The sequence below is a fragment of the Flavihumibacter sp. genome, assembly GCF_036676075.1.
Taxonomy (GTDB): domain Bacteria; phylum Bacteroidota; class Bacteroidia; order Chitinophagales; family Chitinophagaceae; genus Flavihumibacter.
In genome coordinates this window covers 617,982-635,065 of record NZ_JAKFDQ010000007.1, presented here as the reverse complement: position 1 = coordinate 635,065, position 17,084 = coordinate 617,982, and the positions used below count along the sequence as shown (strand labels likewise).

General features: G+C 43.4%; 18 protein-coding genes. 2 read left to right on the top strand and 16 right to left on the bottom strand.

Annotated elements, in window-relative coordinates:
* Window positions 1-13: 13 nt before the first annotated feature.
* The 5 genes from can to V6M43_RS05565 form a co-directional block, all read right to left on the bottom strand.
* Entirely contained in the window at window positions 14-646 is a 633-nt protein-coding gene (can, locus tag V6M43_RS05585) for a carbonate dehydratase (protein WP_332733151.1), read from the bottom strand.
* Window positions 646-2,226, bottom strand: a complete 1,581-nt coding sequence (locus tag V6M43_RS05580; RefSeq protein WP_332733150.1) for a SulP family inorganic anion transporter — start codon at window positions 2,224-2,226, stop codon at window positions 646-648. The genes can and V6M43_RS05580 overlap by 1 nt, the downstream gene beginning before the upstream one ends.
* A 115-nt stretch (window positions 2,227-2,341) precedes the next feature.
* Window positions 2,342-2,698: a hypothetical protein gene (locus V6M43_RS05575; RefSeq protein ID WP_332733149.1), complete on the bottom strand. Its 357-nt coding sequence runs from the start codon at window positions 2,696-2,698 to the stop codon at window positions 2,342-2,344.
* A 67-nt stretch (window positions 2,699-2,765) separates the two neighbouring features.
* Window positions 2,766-3,011: a DUF6814 family protein gene (locus tag V6M43_RS05570; protein ID WP_332733147.1), complete on the bottom strand. Its 246-nt coding sequence runs from the start codon at window positions 3,009-3,011 to the stop codon at window positions 2,766-2,768.
* A gap of 11 nt (window positions 3,012-3,022) precedes the next feature.
* Window positions 3,023-4,567 carry an MFS transporter gene (locus V6M43_RS05565; RefSeq protein WP_332733146.1) on the bottom strand — a complete coding sequence of 515 codons (1,545 nt, stop codon included), beginning with the start codon at window positions 4,565-4,567 and terminating at the stop codon, window positions 3,023-3,025.
* 100 nt (window positions 4,568-4,667) lie between these two features.
* On the opposite strand from V6M43_RS05565, the gene acs reads away from it, so the two are divergent.
* Window positions 4,668-6,581, top strand: a complete 1,914-nt coding sequence (gene acs, locus V6M43_RS05560) for an acetate--CoA ligase (RefSeq protein ID WP_039126459.1) — start codon at window positions 4,668-4,670, stop codon at window positions 6,579-6,581.
* Here acs and V6M43_RS05555 read toward each other — a convergent pair.
* The 10 genes from V6M43_RS05555 to V6M43_RS05510 form a co-directional block, all read right to left on the bottom strand.
* Window positions 6,578-7,777, bottom strand: coding sequence for a 1-acyl-sn-glycerol-3-phosphate acyltransferase (locus V6M43_RS05555; RefSeq protein ID WP_332734367.1), 1,200 nt, complete (start codon window positions 7,775-7,777; stop codon window positions 6,578-6,580). The two genes, acs and V6M43_RS05555, sit on opposite strands and share 4 nt — an antisense overlap.
* A 162-nt stretch (window positions 7,778-7,939) precedes the next feature.
* Window positions 7,940-10,030 (bottom strand): T9SS type A sorting domain-containing protein, encoded by a 2,091-nt coding sequence (locus V6M43_RS05550; protein WP_332733144.1) that lies wholly within the window; start codon window positions 10,028-10,030, stop codon window positions 7,940-7,942.
* Window positions 10,031-10,349: 319 nt separating this feature from the next.
* Window positions 10,350-10,907: a L,D-transpeptidase family protein gene (locus V6M43_RS05545; RefSeq protein WP_332733143.1), complete on the bottom strand. Its 558-nt coding sequence runs from the start codon at window positions 10,905-10,907 to the stop codon at window positions 10,350-10,352.
* Window positions 10,908-11,079: 172 nt separating this feature from the next.
* Window positions 11,080-11,457 carry a LysM peptidoglycan-binding domain-containing protein gene (locus V6M43_RS05540; protein WP_332733142.1) on the bottom strand — a complete coding sequence of 126 codons (378 nt, stop codon included), beginning with the start codon at window positions 11,455-11,457 and terminating at the stop codon, window positions 11,080-11,082.
* Between the two features lie 10 nt (window positions 11,458-11,467).
* Window positions 11,468-11,947: a BON domain-containing protein gene (locus V6M43_RS05535; RefSeq protein ID WP_332733141.1), complete on the bottom strand. Its 480-nt coding sequence runs from the start codon at window positions 11,945-11,947 to the stop codon at window positions 11,468-11,470.
* A gap of 28 nt (window positions 11,948-11,975) precedes the next feature.
* Complete coding sequence (locus V6M43_RS05530) at window positions 11,976-12,383, bottom strand: DUF4332 domain-containing protein (RefSeq protein ID WP_332733140.1); 408 nt, start codon at window positions 12,381-12,383, stop codon at window positions 11,976-11,978.
* Between the two features lie 85 nt (window positions 12,384-12,468).
* On the bottom strand, window positions 12,469-13,311 hold the full coding sequence (locus V6M43_RS05525) for an outer membrane beta-barrel protein (protein ID WP_332733139.1): 843 nt from the start codon (window positions 13,309-13,311) through the stop codon (window positions 12,469-12,471).
* Window positions 13,312-13,338: 27 nt separating this feature from the next.
* Window positions 13,339-14,403 (bottom strand): hypothetical protein, encoded by a 1,065-nt coding sequence (locus tag V6M43_RS05520; protein WP_332733138.1) that lies wholly within the window; start codon window positions 14,401-14,403, stop codon window positions 13,339-13,341.
* A gap of 19 nt (window positions 14,404-14,422) precedes the next feature.
* Window positions 14,423-14,908 (bottom strand): RNA polymerase sigma factor, encoded by a 486-nt coding sequence (locus tag V6M43_RS05515; RefSeq protein ID WP_332733137.1) that lies wholly within the window; start codon window positions 14,906-14,908, stop codon window positions 14,423-14,425.
* 211 nt (window positions 14,909-15,119) lie between these two features.
* A complete protein-coding gene (locus V6M43_RS05510; RefSeq protein ID WP_332733136.1) occupies window positions 15,120-15,353 on the bottom strand; it encodes a hypothetical protein in 234 nt (77 codons plus the stop codon).
* Between the two features lie 157 nt (window positions 15,354-15,510).
* Here V6M43_RS05510 and kbl point away from each other — a divergent pair, with 157 nt between their 5' ends.
* The gene (kbl, locus tag V6M43_RS05505) at window positions 15,511-16,701 is read left to right on the top strand and encodes a glycine C-acetyltransferase (RefSeq protein ID WP_332733134.1); all 1,191 of its coding nucleotides are present in this window, start codon (window positions 15,511-15,513) and stop codon (window positions 16,699-16,701) included.
* Here the strand turns inward: kbl and V6M43_RS05500 are convergent.
* Complete coding sequence (locus V6M43_RS05500; protein WP_332733133.1) at window positions 16,688-17,074, bottom strand: RidA family protein; 387 nt, start codon at window positions 17,072-17,074, stop codon at window positions 16,688-16,690. The genes kbl and V6M43_RS05500 overlap by 14 nt on opposite strands.
* Between the last annotated feature and the right edge of the window lie 10 nt (window positions 17,075-17,084).

The following is a 17,084-nucleotide window of genomic DNA, read 5'->3' as shown; positions in this document are numbered from 1 at the left end:
CAAACCTACTGAATTATAAGTCATCAAACTCATAGATCTCATCAATATGCGTTCCTGCCGGCATCTCAAATACGGGATTGATGAGACCATCCTTAAGTCCATATACCCAACCATGTAAGTGGGGTGCCTGGCGATCTTTCCAGGCCTTTTGGATAATGGATGTCTTAGCCAGATTCCTCACCTGCTCTTCTACGTTAAGTTCTGTGAGGCGGTTACTCCGTTTTTCTTCATCGGCAATTCCATCGATCTCATCGCGATGGAATCTGTAAACATCCTTGATGTTCATTAGCCATTTATTGATGATCCCGAAATTATGCTTGGTCATTGCGGCCTTCACACCACCACAACCATAATGGCCACACACAATTACATGTTTCACCTTCAGGTGATTCACTGCATAATCCAGTACAGTCAACATATTAAGATCTGTATGCACCACCATATTGGCAACATTCCGATGCACAAAAATCTCCCCCGGCTGTGTACCGGTGATCTGATTGGCCGGAACGCGACTGTCACTGCATCCGATCCATAAAAACTCGGGTGTTTGTAATTTCGACAGCCTCTCAAAATATCCAGGATCTGCTGAAACAGTTTCTGCCGCCCATGCTTTGTTCTCTAATAAGAGCCTTTCGTAAGTGTTCATTATGCGCTTGCTTTTAATAGTCCTTCAATATTTGAAAATCCTTGTTCTTTATATGCACTTTTTTTCAACTCTACCTTTATATTCTTCAATGGTGCGCTGATGATAAAATCTTCTATGACCTCAACCACATCACGATCCAGGAAATCTGCCCGTGTTGCATCAATGAGTACATAAGCGTTTTCAGGCACCTGTGCAAGTTTGCGTTTTATAATTGGCTTATTCAGGTAGCTAACATCCTTGCGTAAACGAAACAGATAATTGTTCTCATCATTCACAACAAATACTGCCGACCTGAAATTACTCCGCATAACGAAAAATAATCCTACAAGGCAACCGATCATGATCCCAACAAGAAGGTCGGTAAATAATATGGCCACAATGGTAACAACAAATGGAATGAATTGGTCAAATCCTTTGCGATAGAACTCCTTAAAGATAGCTGGTTTGGCAAGTTTGAAACCCGTGTAAATCAATACAGCGGCCAATGCAGGCAGGGGAATGAGATTGAGTATTTTGGGAATCAATGCAACAGTTAATAAAAGCATTATACCATGCATTATGGCCGACATTTTTGATTTTGCCCCCGAGTGCACGTTTGCCGAAGTCCGTACAATTACCGAGGTCACGGGCAATCCACCAAGTAATCCGGAAACAAGATTTCCCGCACCCTGTGCCTTTAACTCGCGGTTAGTTGGGGTAACTCGCTGGTAAGGGTCTAATTCGTCAGAAGCCTCAATATTCAGCAAAGTCTCCAGACTGGCAACAATGGCAATGGTTGCCGCAGAGATCCATACCTGGTAATTAGTTATATAACTGAAATCCGGAAACATAAAGAAGGATAGAAAACCCTCTAATGACTCGGCAACGGGTATGCTTACAAGCGCATGAGCCGGCAGTGCCAGCGAGGGGCTATAGATCATTGCCCATTGGTTGATGCCAATAGCAACCAACACAACTATCAAAGGCGCCGGAATGAGCTTGAAGAATTTTGCTTTTTTTGCCAGTATATTATCCCATACTATCTGGATTCCTAAAGAAATCAGCCCGATAGCAATGGCTAGTGGCAAAATATAATTTAATGCTTTGAAAATTCCTGTGAAAGTATTGGAGCCATCAGGCTGGCGAAAACTTTCATCTCCTTCGAAATCGGCATTATACCCCACAAGATGTGGTAATTGTTTCAGTATGAGTATAAGCCCAATAGCTGCAAGCATGGCCTTAATAACAGCACCTGGAATATAATCGCCCAGTATTCCCGCTTTCAGAAAACCAAGGATCACTTGAAATATCCCCGCCAGCACAACGGCAAGAAGAAATGCTTCAAATGCAGGTAACTTGCCTATTGCTGCTGCAACAATGGCTGTAAGTCCCGCTGCAGGACCGCTCACGCTGAGATTCGATCCACTTAGGATTCCGATAACTATTCCACCAGCTATGCCAGCTATAAGACCGGAAAATAGAGGAGCATTTGATCCGAGGGCGATACCAAGACAAAGTGGAAGCGCCACCAAAAAAACTACAACAGATGCGGGAAAATCAGCGCCAAGATTGCTGAAAACGTTGCGTACAGAACGAGCCATAAAAAAAGGAGTTTATAAATTAGCCAATCAACCGAACCGTCCGTTTGCACATGAAAATGCACAATTCTTACAGATGGTGATAAATGTTATTGCAGGAAAGTAAATATTGAAACTATCAACACTCCGGAGGCTGTACGATCCTTTTTGAATGTAAGGATGAGAGAATATCCACAGAACGTGGAATATTGTAATGAGACCTGCTTAAACGCTGGCTCAAAAGAAAAGCATCGAAATCATATAAATGGCCATTAAAGGATTTGCCATTCTTATGCTCTTCATTTATGTTATTTGAACTGCTCCCGCCTGCTTCCTCTTCAACAGTATTCAGGATCACTGTTTTGTTTTGTCTGGATGCAAAAGGCAGCATAACCAAACTGCTACTCAATGCCATCATGAAGAGCACCGCCACGGAACAGAGCAAGACCCTATACCGGTATAATGCCGGGTAAAATGATGAATTGATGTTGGTCATGGCGCGAAATTACTTTAATAACATCAGAATGCTTCCTATTGTTAATGTATTTAACAATGACTTTTTCTCAGTCTTCAATTTCTTCCGAACTCTCCGGAAGATGATCATATTCTCCTTTAAGTGCATAAAAACCAAATATTATTAAGCCGATCGCAATAGGGAAAAAGACAATTACAAAAACACCCCATTGGATCTTTGTATCAATTACAGGTTTGGCGGCAATCTCCGCCAGCGCTGTTCTTACCAGGTAATACATCGAAAACGGGGCCAATGCCATCCATAATATCCCCAGATATCTTTTCAGTAAGTTCATTTTTTGATGGTTTAGTCATTAACATTAGGATCAATCCGGTTACTTACATACAACGCTCCAATTACAAGGCAAACAGCCGCGATCGCAATCGGATACCATAGCCCTACCAGTTTATCAGCATAAATTGTTGTGAGCAACGTTGCGATAAACGGTGTCAGCCCTCCAAAAACCCCATTCCCGATATGGTAGGGGAGCGACATGCTGGTATACCTGATCTTGGTAGGAAACAGTTCAACCAGGAAAGCAGCGATAGGCCCATATACCATGGTTACAAGCAGAACCTGTATAAAAACCAGCAATACGAATTTCCAATAAGTTGATTGGTCAAGTTTTTTTTCCAGGTACCGGATTTCTGGGGCAGACGTTTGTAACTGGCCAGAAGTATAAAGAGTATCCGCCGCTACACTTTTATACCTGATACCGTTATAAGCTGTTTTATTAACAATGGTTGTGAGAAGAGAATCAGTGCTGTTTGGTAGCGCCGTTTTTTTAATAGTGGAAGCAGTGATAGTTGGAGATGTAACTTTTTCCAAAGCGGCCACATCACTGAGTAACAGGAATTGTTTATAAATGGGGCGATAAGAAAATATGGCTATCAGCATTCCGGCCATCATGATCCATTTTCTGCCAACCCTGTCGCTCCATGATCCGAACACAACGAAAAAAGGTGTTGCAAAAAGTATGGCCCAGATAATTATAGTTCGGCTTTGATCAAAATCTATTCTGCAAACATTTTCAATAAATGATTGGGCATAGAATTGTCCTGTGTACCAAACTACCCCTTGCCCCATCGTTGCGCCAAAAAGTGCCAGCAATACCATTTTAAGATTAGTACGATGCCCAAAACTTTCCTTCAGTGGATTGGTCGAGAGATTACCCTCCTTCTTGAGTTTGGCGAAAAGTGGCGATTCGTTCATTTTCATCCTGATATAAATTGAAACGATCACCAGTACAATCGACACCAGGAATGGAATCCGCCATCCCCATTCATTGAATTTTCGGATAGACTCCTCGGGGTCGGGGTCAAGACTATGCCGTGTGAGCAGTATCACTCCAAGCGAAACAAAAAGCCCTAATGTGGCAGTGGTTTGTATCCAGGAAGTAAAATATCCTCGGCGGTGCGGTGGTGCATGTTCCGCAACATAAGTGGCCGCACCCCCATATTCTCCACCCAGGGCAAGGCCCTGCAGCAACCGGAGCACTAATACAATGATCGGTGCGGCAAAGCCAATGGTTTCATAGCCTGGTACTAACCCTATCGCAAAGGTGGAACCTCCCATTAATACCAGGGTTAAGAGAAAAGTGTATTTACGACCAATAAGATCTCCTAGCCTCCCAAACACAAGCGCACCGAATGGTCTGACTATAAATCCAGCTGCAAACGTTGCCAGTGTGCTCAATAATGCTGCTGTGGGATTAGTATTGGGAAAAAATTGTGTGGCGATTACTGTTGCAAGGCTTCCGAAAATATAGAAATCATACCATTCAATTAAAGTGCCCACAGATGATGCACCAATCACTTTCCATATGCCTGTTGAAGTACTTGCCTGATTCATTGCTTGCTTCCTATTTACCTTAAACATACTAAATTAGCGAACTGAATTCGTTGCCCCTGAACCTTTTCCTGTTTCAGGAACGCAACCTAAAACGATACAAATGTCATATCCTTACCAAATCAGGTCACTCGAACAATACAATACTGTCTATAAAAAAAGTGTGGATGACCCCGAAGGTTTCTGGGCCGATATTGCGTCAAATTTTTATTGGCGCAAACGCTGGGATAAGGTATTGGAATGGAATTTCACAGAACCGAAAATTGAATGGTTCATCGGTGGCAAACTTAACATTACAGAAAATTGTCTCGATAGGCACCTTGGTTCTTTGGGCAATAAACCAGCTATAATATGGGAACCCAATGATCCTGATGAACACCACCGTATCCTCACATACCGCGAGCTTCATAATAAGGTTATTCAATTCGCCAATGTCCTTAAAAACAATGGCATCGGTAAAGGCGACAGGGTTTGTATCTACATGGGTATGGTACCGGAACTTGCCATTGCTGTGCTCGCCTGCGCTCGCATCGGAGCAATACATTCCGTGATCTTTGGTGGCTTTAGTGCCCAGTCTATCGCCGACAGACTTATGGATGCCAATGCTGAATTCGTGATCACCTGTGACGGCGCCTTCCGGGGCAATAAATCCATCCCTTTAAAAAGTGTTATTGATGATGCCCTCATTCAATGCCGCTTCGTTAAGCGGGTTATCGTACTTACAAGAAATCGTACGCCTGTTTCCATGATAAAGGGAAGGGATGTATGGTGGGAAGATGAGATCCGTAAGGTGGAAACACAGGGTAATCCTGATTGTCCGGCTGAAGAAATGGATGCTGAAGATCCCCTGTTTATTCTATACACCTCCGGCTCTACAGGTAAGCCTAAGGGAGTGGTTCACACCGTTGGCGGTTATATGGTTTACACCGGATATACTTTTGTGAATACCTTCCAGTATGAACCGGGCGATATTCATTTTTGTACCGCAGATATCGGCTGGATCACCGGGCACAGTTATATTGTTTATGGCCCCCTGCTATCAGGTGCAACCACGCTTTTGTTTGAGGGCATCCCCACCTGGCCCGATGCGGGAAGATTCTGGGAGATCGTTGACAAGTATAAGGTAAATGTGCTCTATACCGCCCCCACAGCCATACGTTCTTTAATGGGCTTTGGTCTTGGCCCCGTACATGGTAAAAATCTTTCTTCGCTTAAAGTGCTCGGTACGGTTGGCGAACCTATCAATGAAGAAGCCTGGAACTGGTACAATGAAGAGATCGGCAAAGGGCGCTGTCCAATTGTTGATACCTGGTGGCAAACCGAAACTGGTGGCGTGCTGATTGGTAATATGGCTGGAGTTACTCCCGCCAAAGCAACCTTCGCCACACTGCCTATGCCAGGTGTACAGCCAATATTACTGGATGAAAATGGAGTGGAAATTACCGGTAATAATGTTAGCGGAAACCTATGTATCAAATTTCCCTGGCCATCTATTTTACGCACAACCTATAATGACCATGAACGCTGCCGTATGAATTACTTTACGGCTTATCCAAATATGTACTTTACCGGCGATGGTTGTTACCGCGATGAATCAGGTAATTACCGTATCACAGGAAGGGTTGATGATGTACTGAATGTGAGCGGTCACCGGATCGGCACAGCTGAAGTAGAGAACGCTATCAATATGCACGCAGGAGTAGTGGAGAGTGCGGTTGTGGGCTACCCTCACGATATAAAGGGCCAGGGTATTTATGCTTTCGTAATTTACCAGAGCAGCCACGGAGATGAGCATCTTAGCCGTCAGGATATAACTCTAACGGTTAGCCGCATCATTGGACCAATAGCAAAACCCGATAAGATCCAGTTTGTATCCGGACTTCCAAAAACCAGAAGTGGTAAGATCATGCGCCGTATACTCCGTAAGATCGCAGAAGGTGAAACAGAAAATCTGGGCGATACTTCAACCTTACTCGACCCTGCAGTTGTAGATGAAATTAAAATTGGAAAGCTTTAATTATTGCTTAACGGATTACTATGTGCATTGATCTGCTCAAGTATTTCCTTACGCAGTCTTCCCATTTCTGAGCGTAATGCTTCTGGCAATTTAAGACCGTTTTGCTGCAATCTCCATTGATGGTAATAGCGGTAATAGTTCCAGGAATATTGTCCCGTTGCCACCATCACAAACAATATTCCTATGGTCTGCCATCCACTGAGCATATTCATTGCTGAAACAGTAATGCCAATAAACCATAATACATAAAGCAAAGCAGAACTAACTACAAGTACCCAGGAATAAAAATCAGTTCGTTTTACCTTTTTGTCGGTAATCATCCTTGCCAGCAAAAGGGGGAGGGCATTCAGAAACCATCCAATGGCAGCAGCGGGGAAGCCAAGTAAAAGTGGAGCCTTCGACATTTTTTTTCTGCCAGCCGCAACCACTTCTTCATCAGTGCAATGGTATGCCGCCAATAATTTTTCATATTCCTGTAATGGCAATTGCACATGGTGCATCCATTTCGGCTGTGCTTTGCTGATAGCATATTCTGCCACTATCTGTTGCTCACCAGAAATATTCAACGCATGTTCAGAATTACGCCATATGTTTAGGCAGGAAAATAGTTGAGGTGAGTGCCCGGCCATGGCATCTATAGCAATATCCCTTACAGCCTTTTCTGCATCCCTTGTTAACTGCCTTATGCCAATAGCCCTATGCTCATTATAATTATCCAGGTAGTCTTTTACAAATATGGGTTCCGCTGCCTGCACCCATACTGAACTGAAAATTGCAGTGGGGTGACTATAATTTATAGCTATTGGAACAACCTGAATATCAAGTCCGGGTTTCCGCGATACTGCCTGCAGAGCAATTCTGAATGCTCCTTTACGGAAGGAGAGAAGATGATAGTCTGTATGGCTGCTACCCTCCGGAAAAAATAATACAAGGGCACCTTCGTGAAGAAGCGTTATTGCTTTTTCGAAACTGGCATCGTTAGCAGTTAATGTATCTCTCCCGCCTTCATGATGATGCACCGGATGCATGTGCAGTGCTTTAAGGATACTGTTCACAATAGGATTCATGAAAACATCACCTCGTGCAAAAAAATGAATCGGCCTTTTCAACAATACACCCAGTAAGGCAGCGTCCATAAGGGAGGAAGGGTGATTAGAAATCAAAATTGCCGCGCCTTTCAAAGGGATTTGATGCATGTTCCGCAACATCGAATGCCGGTAAAACATTCCAAGGGCAGATCTCATTAGCATTTTAACCAGGCGGTACAGCATATTCGGATAATGGGTAAAAATAGGGGAATCTCCCAAAAAAAAGGACCGCCCTTTCGGACGGTCCATCGTATAATTTAGGGGATCTGATTATTGTACAAGGAAAGGCATTGTTTGCTTTTCGCCATTCAGGTAAGTGCTTACAAAGTATGATCCCTTCTGCAATGAAGAAATATTGACTTTGCTTCTTCCGTCAGCACCAAATGTCACCTGGTCCTGGTAAACAATACCACCCACCGCATTGAAGATGGTAACATTCACCTTCTTATTGGTCCAGCTGCTATTTTCAAGCGTTAATGGAATATTGCCAGCGGCCGGGTTCGGGAACAAGCGGAGACCTCTCATTGATGGACTGCTGCTTGAAACCCTGATCACATCACTGTAAGAAATTTTTCCATCGCGATCTGTTTGCTTAATACGATAATGTCCTGTTCCAGACAATGGTCTTGGATCTACAAAATTGTAAACTGAAGTAGTAGATGCATTACCTCTTCCTTTCACCGTACCAATGGCACTGTAATTAATTCCATCTGCTGAACGCTCCACAGTGAACATATCATTGTTCTGCTCAAGAGATGTACTCCAGTTCAATTCTACGGCTGCATTGTAATAACGACCTGTAAAGCTCAGCCAACGCACTGGAAGCGGGTTCGCAATTGGGTTGTTTGTTCCCAGCGTATAGATTCCTGAAATGAAGTTGACTGGTCCAATCGAACGACGGAAATTAACTGGTGAACCAGTAAATATGCCACCTGTTGCTTCCCAATAGCTGGTCAATGGTGGGATCCAGGCCATAACTGCAATGTTGTTGGGGGCTGTAATGCCACAACTTCTTGCATCATCAAAACTTAACCAGATTACTGGGTCAGCAGTACCAGCAGTACGCTGCATATTCCAATACTCGCATTCGCTCACCTTGAAATTATTTGCAATGGCAAATGGAGATAAACTTGTATGAGGGTACCCTGCCAGATCTGGGTTCACACGGAAATATTGAGCCACATGTGTAACGGAACTGGCAAAAGGACTCTCAAAAATGGTTGCTCCACTTATTGAAATCCCACCCCAGAATCCTGCATCACCAACCGGGAATGTAAATCCGGAAATTCCTGATTTCTGTACCGGACCATCAACATAGCTTGAATTTGATTGACCAATGGCAGTTACACCATCTGTGAAAATCATCAGATTGGTCTGCGTTGTATTAACCACTCCACTAGTAAAAGTTACTGTCTGACCTAACTGGTCAAATAAAATCGGACTATTTAAAGTAACTGTACCAGTCGGATTCCCTGATTTGTTAAATAGAATATTTCCATTCCAGCTGCCCTGTACTGCTGCATTAAAAGTGACCGTTTGGTTAGTATTGCCTGCAAATTCAAGTTGGGCATTTGACGGTAAGAATCCTGCACCGGCAACAATATTTCCTATAGCTCTTATTTTGCCAACAGTACTTCCAACACCCAGACCGTTAACTCTTCCATTTTGAAGTGTTAGTGTGCCTCGAACCTGCATTACATCACTAAATGAAATTAGTGTTTCATCACTTCCAGGGGCAATATTGTTTATAGTAACATTATAAAGATTGATTCCTGTAGTACCTGAACCATTACCAATAACCAATGCAGGCGTTGCACGCTCATTGTTGAAAATGACAGTGCTTCCTGTTTGTCCAACCACAGGTGTGTTTCCTTGAAGAATGGCACCATTGTCGAAATCTACTATGAGGCTTCCGTTTAATGTGGTGGTAGAACTATTGCCAAGTTGGATAATTCCGCCTGTCATGTTAATGTCCCCCGATGCATTAAGGGTACCTTGAACCTGAATTATTCCGCTGCTCATAACTATAGAAGAGAGAAGGCCGCTGGAAAGAAAGCCGGTAAGATTTTTATTTCCATTTCCGTTTAAGACAATAATGCCTTCAAATCCGACAATCCTAATACCCTGGAAAGTTTGTCCTCCTCCAATGGTCACTATGGAGTTAAATCCATTAGATGCAATGTCAAATACTGCGACATCATTGGCTCCTGGTGAGCCTGCATTGCCCGGACCTCCAGGTGTTAAGGACCAGTTTCCACTCTGTTGGAAATTGTCATTATTTCCTACCCAATATTTGTCAGCGGCATTGGCCGTGGTTAGGGTTACGAATAAAAATAAGGTTAAGTGTACAAGTTTTCTCATGGTAGAGTAATTGATTTAATTCAATGGTGGTTTTTGAAAACAAAGAGGCAGATTCCTCAAAGGAATTGGACAAGTTTGGTTGTTTTCGAAAAGGAAGATGGATCAATTACCCTGGTGGAAGTATTGTAGTGGGAGTACCATACGCCCTCATAAGCAAAACAAAAATAGCCATATTTGTGATATTGCTATAATAATGTCAATATTTTTCGGTTAACCCCTGTTTTTTAAAAGCGAATGGGATTATCACTACTCTTTTCAGTAGTAATAATCCCATTGCAGGATTCTTTTTCTGGTTATTTTAATTGATTGGTTGGCCCTGTTATTTCCTAATCGTTACCCTGGTACCAACCGGGATCATATCATATAGCTCGATCATTTCGCTTCGTTTCAGACTAACACAACCATTTGTCCAGTTCTGGAAATAATCTACAGCCATATCATCCCGCTGCCAGGTACCATGAATGCCTATCCCATTTCCAATTCCCTTTTTGGGCGGAATCAGGCCTTTGGCTTTTCTTTCATTGAACTTGGCCTTGTCGGCGGCTGTAGGATAATCGATCAGCATGATCTGTCCCCATTTCTCATGGGGGCGCTTGGAAATGATTTTGTAATCTCCTTCAGGCGTCTTCCGGTCGCCTTCCCACATTTTATCTCCCAGTGTCTTTTCACCAAAAACGACCGGATAAGTGGCATACCATCCCTCATCATCAAAAATGCTGAGTTCATAGTCTGATTTGTCAATGAGGATTCTTGCGGTACCATTTAATTCACTGTTTAAGCGATTGTACCGGATTTTCCGGATGTTGTGGCCGGAAAAGGACATTAGTCCAACGGCAAAAAGAAGCACCATGGATACGGATACTCGTGACAGCTGCATAGGTTTTCAATTTAAAAGTAGCTTCAACGGTTAGGGTACCCCAAAAACGCTGCCAGAGACTAATTTATTTTCAGTGTGGAAAAACTTTGATTAATGTTAACAAAAGCGCCCCGGAAATACCGGGGCGCTCTCTACCTGTCTGACATATGTCCTGACAAACGTCAGACGGATATCACTTGCGGGGGATCTTCAATTCCCATCCTGGCTGGATAAGATCAGGATTTTCGATCCTGTCCGTATTGGCTTCGTAAATTTCCCTCCAACTGATGCCGGGATATTTCTGCGCAATTTTACTAAGACTATCTCCGCTGCGTACCGTATACGTTTCCTCAGCTCCTTCCGCAACAGAAAGATTCATCACCAGATCAGAATCGCGGAAATCCGGGTTAATGGTTTCATACAGATCCCACAACTCCTGCTTTGCCGAACTGCTAGGAGCAGTACCATCAATATATAATACACCTTCCTGCTCGCGAACCTGAAGATCGCTGATGCCTTTTGCCGTAGCAGCATCAACAAGCGCTTTATATTTACTTTCCTGTAATGCCATGATGTTCTATTTATTTAATGGTCAATTTATTTTCAATCTTCTTAGGCTTCAGCTCATTAAGCTTTTGCATCAGATTAGGCAGATCCGCCTTTTTGATTTCACCCGTTAAGGTTACAACACCATCATTAACAGTAGCCACTACCTGGCCCAGGCCCATTGAAGTGAGCGTGCTTGCAACAGTTTGCTGAAGCGTGGCATCGGCACTAATCTCCACTGGTGGTGGTGGTGGCGGAACAGAAAGATTATTAGTTACCGATTTAACTCCTTTCACAGATTTAGCGGCAGTTTCAACAGCAGCCTTTGTGGATTCATCGGCAACCTCACCCGAAATGGTAGCCACACCATCATTAACACTAACACTTACACCCGGATAACCCGCAACAGCGGTGGTAACATTTTTTTCAATGTCCGTGTCCTTTGGTTTACATGCCGTTAACGACACTGCACTGGCTATTGCCAGTCCCAGTAAAACCCTTCCGATTCTTTTCATGCTTTTTGTTTTGAATTTATAAATAAGATTAATGGAAAACCTTTGGTTCCATCGATTTGGATGCAAGAATCATTCCCTCTACCATTTCTAATGAAGGAACTTTTCCGGTTAACCCAAACTCCTTGTTTACTTCTATTAATTTAGCGTGAAGATTGGCGGCATTCCTGGTTGATAACTCTTTTACCGTGTCTACTCCGGCCGCTTCAAGCAATTCAGCCGTTTGACCCGCAACACCATTGATGCGAAATAGATCTGCATGGTTTACCCAGGTAAGTATCAGTGATTCCGGAATACTTGTTGCTGCCGCAAGTATTTCACGTCCCGCCTTTGTACCTGCCTTCTGCAATAGATCCCCTGTTGTCCTTATGCCATGTAACTCAAGTTTGGCTCCATAAGTTTCTCCGATTCCCTCAATGTCAATTACATTATAACTCATAATTTAAAATGATTTATGCCTTCAATATACAACAATGTGGCTACTCCCCGGGGGAGTAGCCACATTAATATAGTATGAAATCAGACTACCAGTTGCTCAGCCTTAATCCAACCGCATAGGGTGTATGATCAAGCCCTTTTTTGTAAATTGATTTTGTTGCATATGATCCATATAGTTTAACCGGACCAAGTTGTACTTCGGCTACGTATGCCAGTTTGAAATCTCTCAGTCCGATATTTCCCTTGGTTTTCTCTTTACCCGTTTCACCACTCTTGTATTTCTGACGACTGGCATAGAGATAACTTCCGCTTACACCTGCACTGATCCCAAATGATTTATTGTATTCCTTATTGGGCGTGAAGTTGAAATCAAGCATCACAGGCACTGTCAGATAATCAGCTGCCAGCTTGTTTTTGGTGTAATTTATCTGGTTGTCTAACTCAATGCGTGCAGGTCCTTTCCTGAATCTGATGTCTTCTTCAAAACGGAAGTTGTACAATTCAATACCTACTCCGTATTTAAGGTTTACAACATGTTGGATGAGATTAAGTCTTTGTGTAAATATCCAGATGTTCACATTCACTGATTTTCCATTGCGAAGGTTAAACCAGTCCTCACTCGATCCCGGAGCAAATGCCTGCGCCTCAGCACTCGCATAGTTCGTATTGTCAATGAAATTATTGAAGCCAATATCAACAATTCCCCAATTCGTCACTTTACTTGACGATTTCTTTCGGTTGGTGTTAATGTTGATGGTCACATTTTTATCATTGTCCGTAGGTTCTGAACCACCGTTTTTCAGAATAATGATGTTCCCGATCCTGACGGTATCACCAGCTGGTGTTGGTTGTTTGGTGGTATCTGTCTGGGCCTGGCTGCTCATTACGGCAATACTTGCCAGGGCCAAAAAGGTAATCTTCTTTAGCATATCCTTTGTTTTATCGTAAGTGATTGATTACTGTTCTGCTGAGGCAGTGAATACACCGCCCTTACTGCGTTCTGTGGAAAGTGGATTTTTTTGTTCGAGATATCTCCCTGCCTTGCGAAGGATCCCCCGTAGCGGCGTCTTTCTCACCAGGTTATCTGTTGGCACGAATATATAATCTTCTTCTGCGGCATTACTTGCATACACTACATTCGGCCTGTCATCAGGAACTATCCGAACCACTTTATCTATACCTGCAGAAGGAACTGTTTTTGCTGCGACAACCTCTACATTCACCGCATTTAAATTGTCCTTTATTATAGGTGTTATCACTGCTTCCGGATCACGCCTCTTATCGTTATTCGCAACAGACTCCGCCACACTTGTCTTTTCACTATTACCTGTTGCCTTTAATTCCCCTGCTGATACTTTTTTCTTCTCTTTGCCTGCCACTAACTCGCTTGCCTTTTTTTCTTCAGGAATGATTGTTTCCTGCTTATCATCCACATCCTTCTTTTCGTTTAACGGTTGCTGTGATGCAATAGTTACAGTTCCGTCCAAATTATTTTCAACCACATTATTCTGACTCAGCCAGAAAATACCTGCAGCTATCAAAACTGCCGCCGCCACCGCATACCTGAACCACATACCGATCACCACCGGACGGCTCTCTTCCTTCTCATAACGATATAATGATTTCTTATCAGGGAATTTGACACTCATGTCTGGTACCAGCTTAGTCTGCTGCATGAGTTCAAAATCTGACTGGTACTCCGGATGCTTATAAACAAATAATTCAGTTGCCCCCTTTTCTTCATTCGTCAGTTCATCATCGGCATATCGTACAAACCAGTCTTCATAATTGGTGATATTCACCAGGCTATCAGTATCCGTTGTACGAAACAGGCTTTCTTTATCCGGGAATCCCAGGCTGCTTTCTACTGGAAGTATTGCCTGCATGAACATTTCAAGTTCAGCCTTCAGGTCGGGATTCTCTTTTATAAAATCTTCTACGCAACCTTTCTCGGCTGCTGTCAGCTCATTGTCAGCATATAGCAGGAAGATCGTTTCGTAATTATTTCTGTTGATGTTCATTGTGTTTCCTTTTGGGTGACTAAACAACATTTTCAGGTCGCACCAGCCAGTTTTTTAACTGTATCCGCGCACGGTGCAGGTAAACCTTCACCTGGCTCTCACTGAGTCCCGTTATCCTGCCTATCTCCTCGTATGAATAACCCTCGTAGTCCTTTAACAGCACCAGGCTCCTCTGTGTTTCCCCCAACCTGGCCAGCGCCTCATCCAGTATCTTCTTCAGGTTGTTCACGGGTTTGTTAATGATACTTGTCTGCTCACTGAATCCCTCTTTCAATAGAACCCTTTTGCTCTTTCGAAGGTGATCTATCATCTGGTGGTAGGCAACCGTAAAGAGATAACTCTTGCTTTTCTCATAATCCACTTCCTCCCTTCGCTGCCACATTTTTTCAAATGCACTCTGTACCACATCCCGTGCATCTTCCTCATGCCGGAGGTTTTTTACGATGAAGCGATATACATTATCTGCATATTGCCGCACACATTCATTGTATTCCCTTTCAGTCATAAACAGTTGAACTTGATATTTTCAGGATGGTTTGCTTGTAGTACGGATTATGAAACCATAAAGTTACAATCCCCGGTAAAAAAATATCCCCCGGCGGGCGGGGGAGGGTCAGGAATCATTCATTTATTGGTTCGCCTGGGCATTTTCAGGGGTGAATCAGCATAATTTAAGTACCAGTATTGCCCTTAAACAAGCATTTTCCCGCTTAAATTCAAAATGTGAGCATCAGCAGGTTTCCACTCATTGAATCCCAGATTATTGAACTGCCACCCGTAACAGGCTGCGGAACAATCAATTTTTTCTCCTCATCACATGACTTTTCTTTCAGGCAACAGGCTTGCATATTTTTTTCCGTGCTTCCGTAAGAATAATTATGATATATGGCAAAACCCGCAATAAATAGTATGGCGGTGGCCAATGCTTTAATATAGAATGGAATTTTCATGTGCAGGTTTTAGGAATATGACGCAATTTAATTACCTCATGTTACAGGTTGCATTTAAAAAAGTTAAAAAGGATGGCTCTCGATAAGATGACACGCTGTTTCCTTATTTGCTCATCAGCACTTTTCTTTCCTATTTTTGGGCCCTAAAATTTTCCTGATGAACGAAAAATTCGTGAAACGTATTGCTACAGAATTAGAAGAGATCAAGAGCGCAGGCTTATTCAAATCAGAACGCATCATCACCAGTGAACAGGGACCGGAGATCATGGTGAATGGAAAAGAGGTTTTGAATTTCTGTGCCAATAATTACCTCGGACTTTCTTCCCATCCCCGGGTTATAGAAGCTGCCCACAAAGCGATTGATTCCCATGGCTATGGCATGAGCAGCGTACGTTTCATTTGTGGTACACAGGATATCCATAAAACGCTGGAGAAAAAGCTTGCCGAATTCCTGGGTACAGAAGATACTATTTTATATGCTGCAGCATTCGATGCAAATGGGGGAGTATTTGAACCACTTTTTGGCACTGAAGATGCCATCATATCCGATGAGCTGAATCACGCTTCAATTATTGATGGTGTCAGGCTTTGTAAAGCCCAACGCTTCCGTTACAAACATAATGATATGGCCGATCTGGAAGTTCAGCTCCAGGCCGCCGCCGCTGCCAGAAGCCGTATTATAGTAACAGATGGCTCTTTCAGTATGGACGGAACCATAGCCCAGCTGCACACCATTTGCGACCTGGCCGATAAATACGATGCCATCGTAATGATCGATGAATGTCATTCTTCGGGTTTCCTGGGTAAAACCGGAAGGGGCACCCATGAATACCGCGGAGTGATGGGCCGCATTGATATCATCACCGGCACCCTGGGTAAAGCCCTCGGCGGGGCATCGGGTGGTTTTACCAGTGGTCGTAAAGAAATTATCGAGATGTTGCGTCAACACAGCAGACCATATCTTTTTAGTAATACACTCGCACCCTCAATTGTTGGTGCCTCTATTGCTGTGCTGGATATGCTTAGTGAAACAACTTCCCTGCGCGACCAACTTGAAACTAATACATCTTATTTCAGATCTAAGATGACAGAAGCAGGTTTTGATATCCGTCCCGGTGACCACCCTATTGTGCCCATCATGCTCTATGATGCAGTGATTGCCCAGCAATTCGCAGCAAAACTCCTTGAAGAAGGGGTTTATGTGATCGGCTTCTTTTTCCCGGTTGTGCCAAAAGGACAGGCTCGTATCAGGGTTCAACTAAGCGCAGCTCATAAACGGGAACACCTCGATAAAGCCATCGCTGCATTTACAAAGGTTGGAAAAGAGCTTGGTGTCATTCGCCCTTAACAGCAATCATACTTATCTCAACATTCACATTTCGTGGCAATCCCTTAACGGCAACGGTTTCCCGGGCTGGATAATCGCTATCGAAAAACCTGCCGTAAACCTCGTTCACTGAATTGAATAAACCCATATCACTCAGGAAAATGGTCGTTTTTACCACATCACTGAAATTCATTCCGGCTTCATGAAGCACGGCCTTGAGATTGCGCATAACCTGCTCCGTTTCCCCTGCTGCATCAGTTGCCTCCAGATTTCCGGTTACAGGGTTGATGGCCACCTGGCCTGATATGTATAAAAACGAACCTACCTGTACAGCCTGGCTGTATGGCCCGATCGGTGCAGGCGCATGCGGAGTATTGATGATCTTTTTTTCCATTCCACAAAAA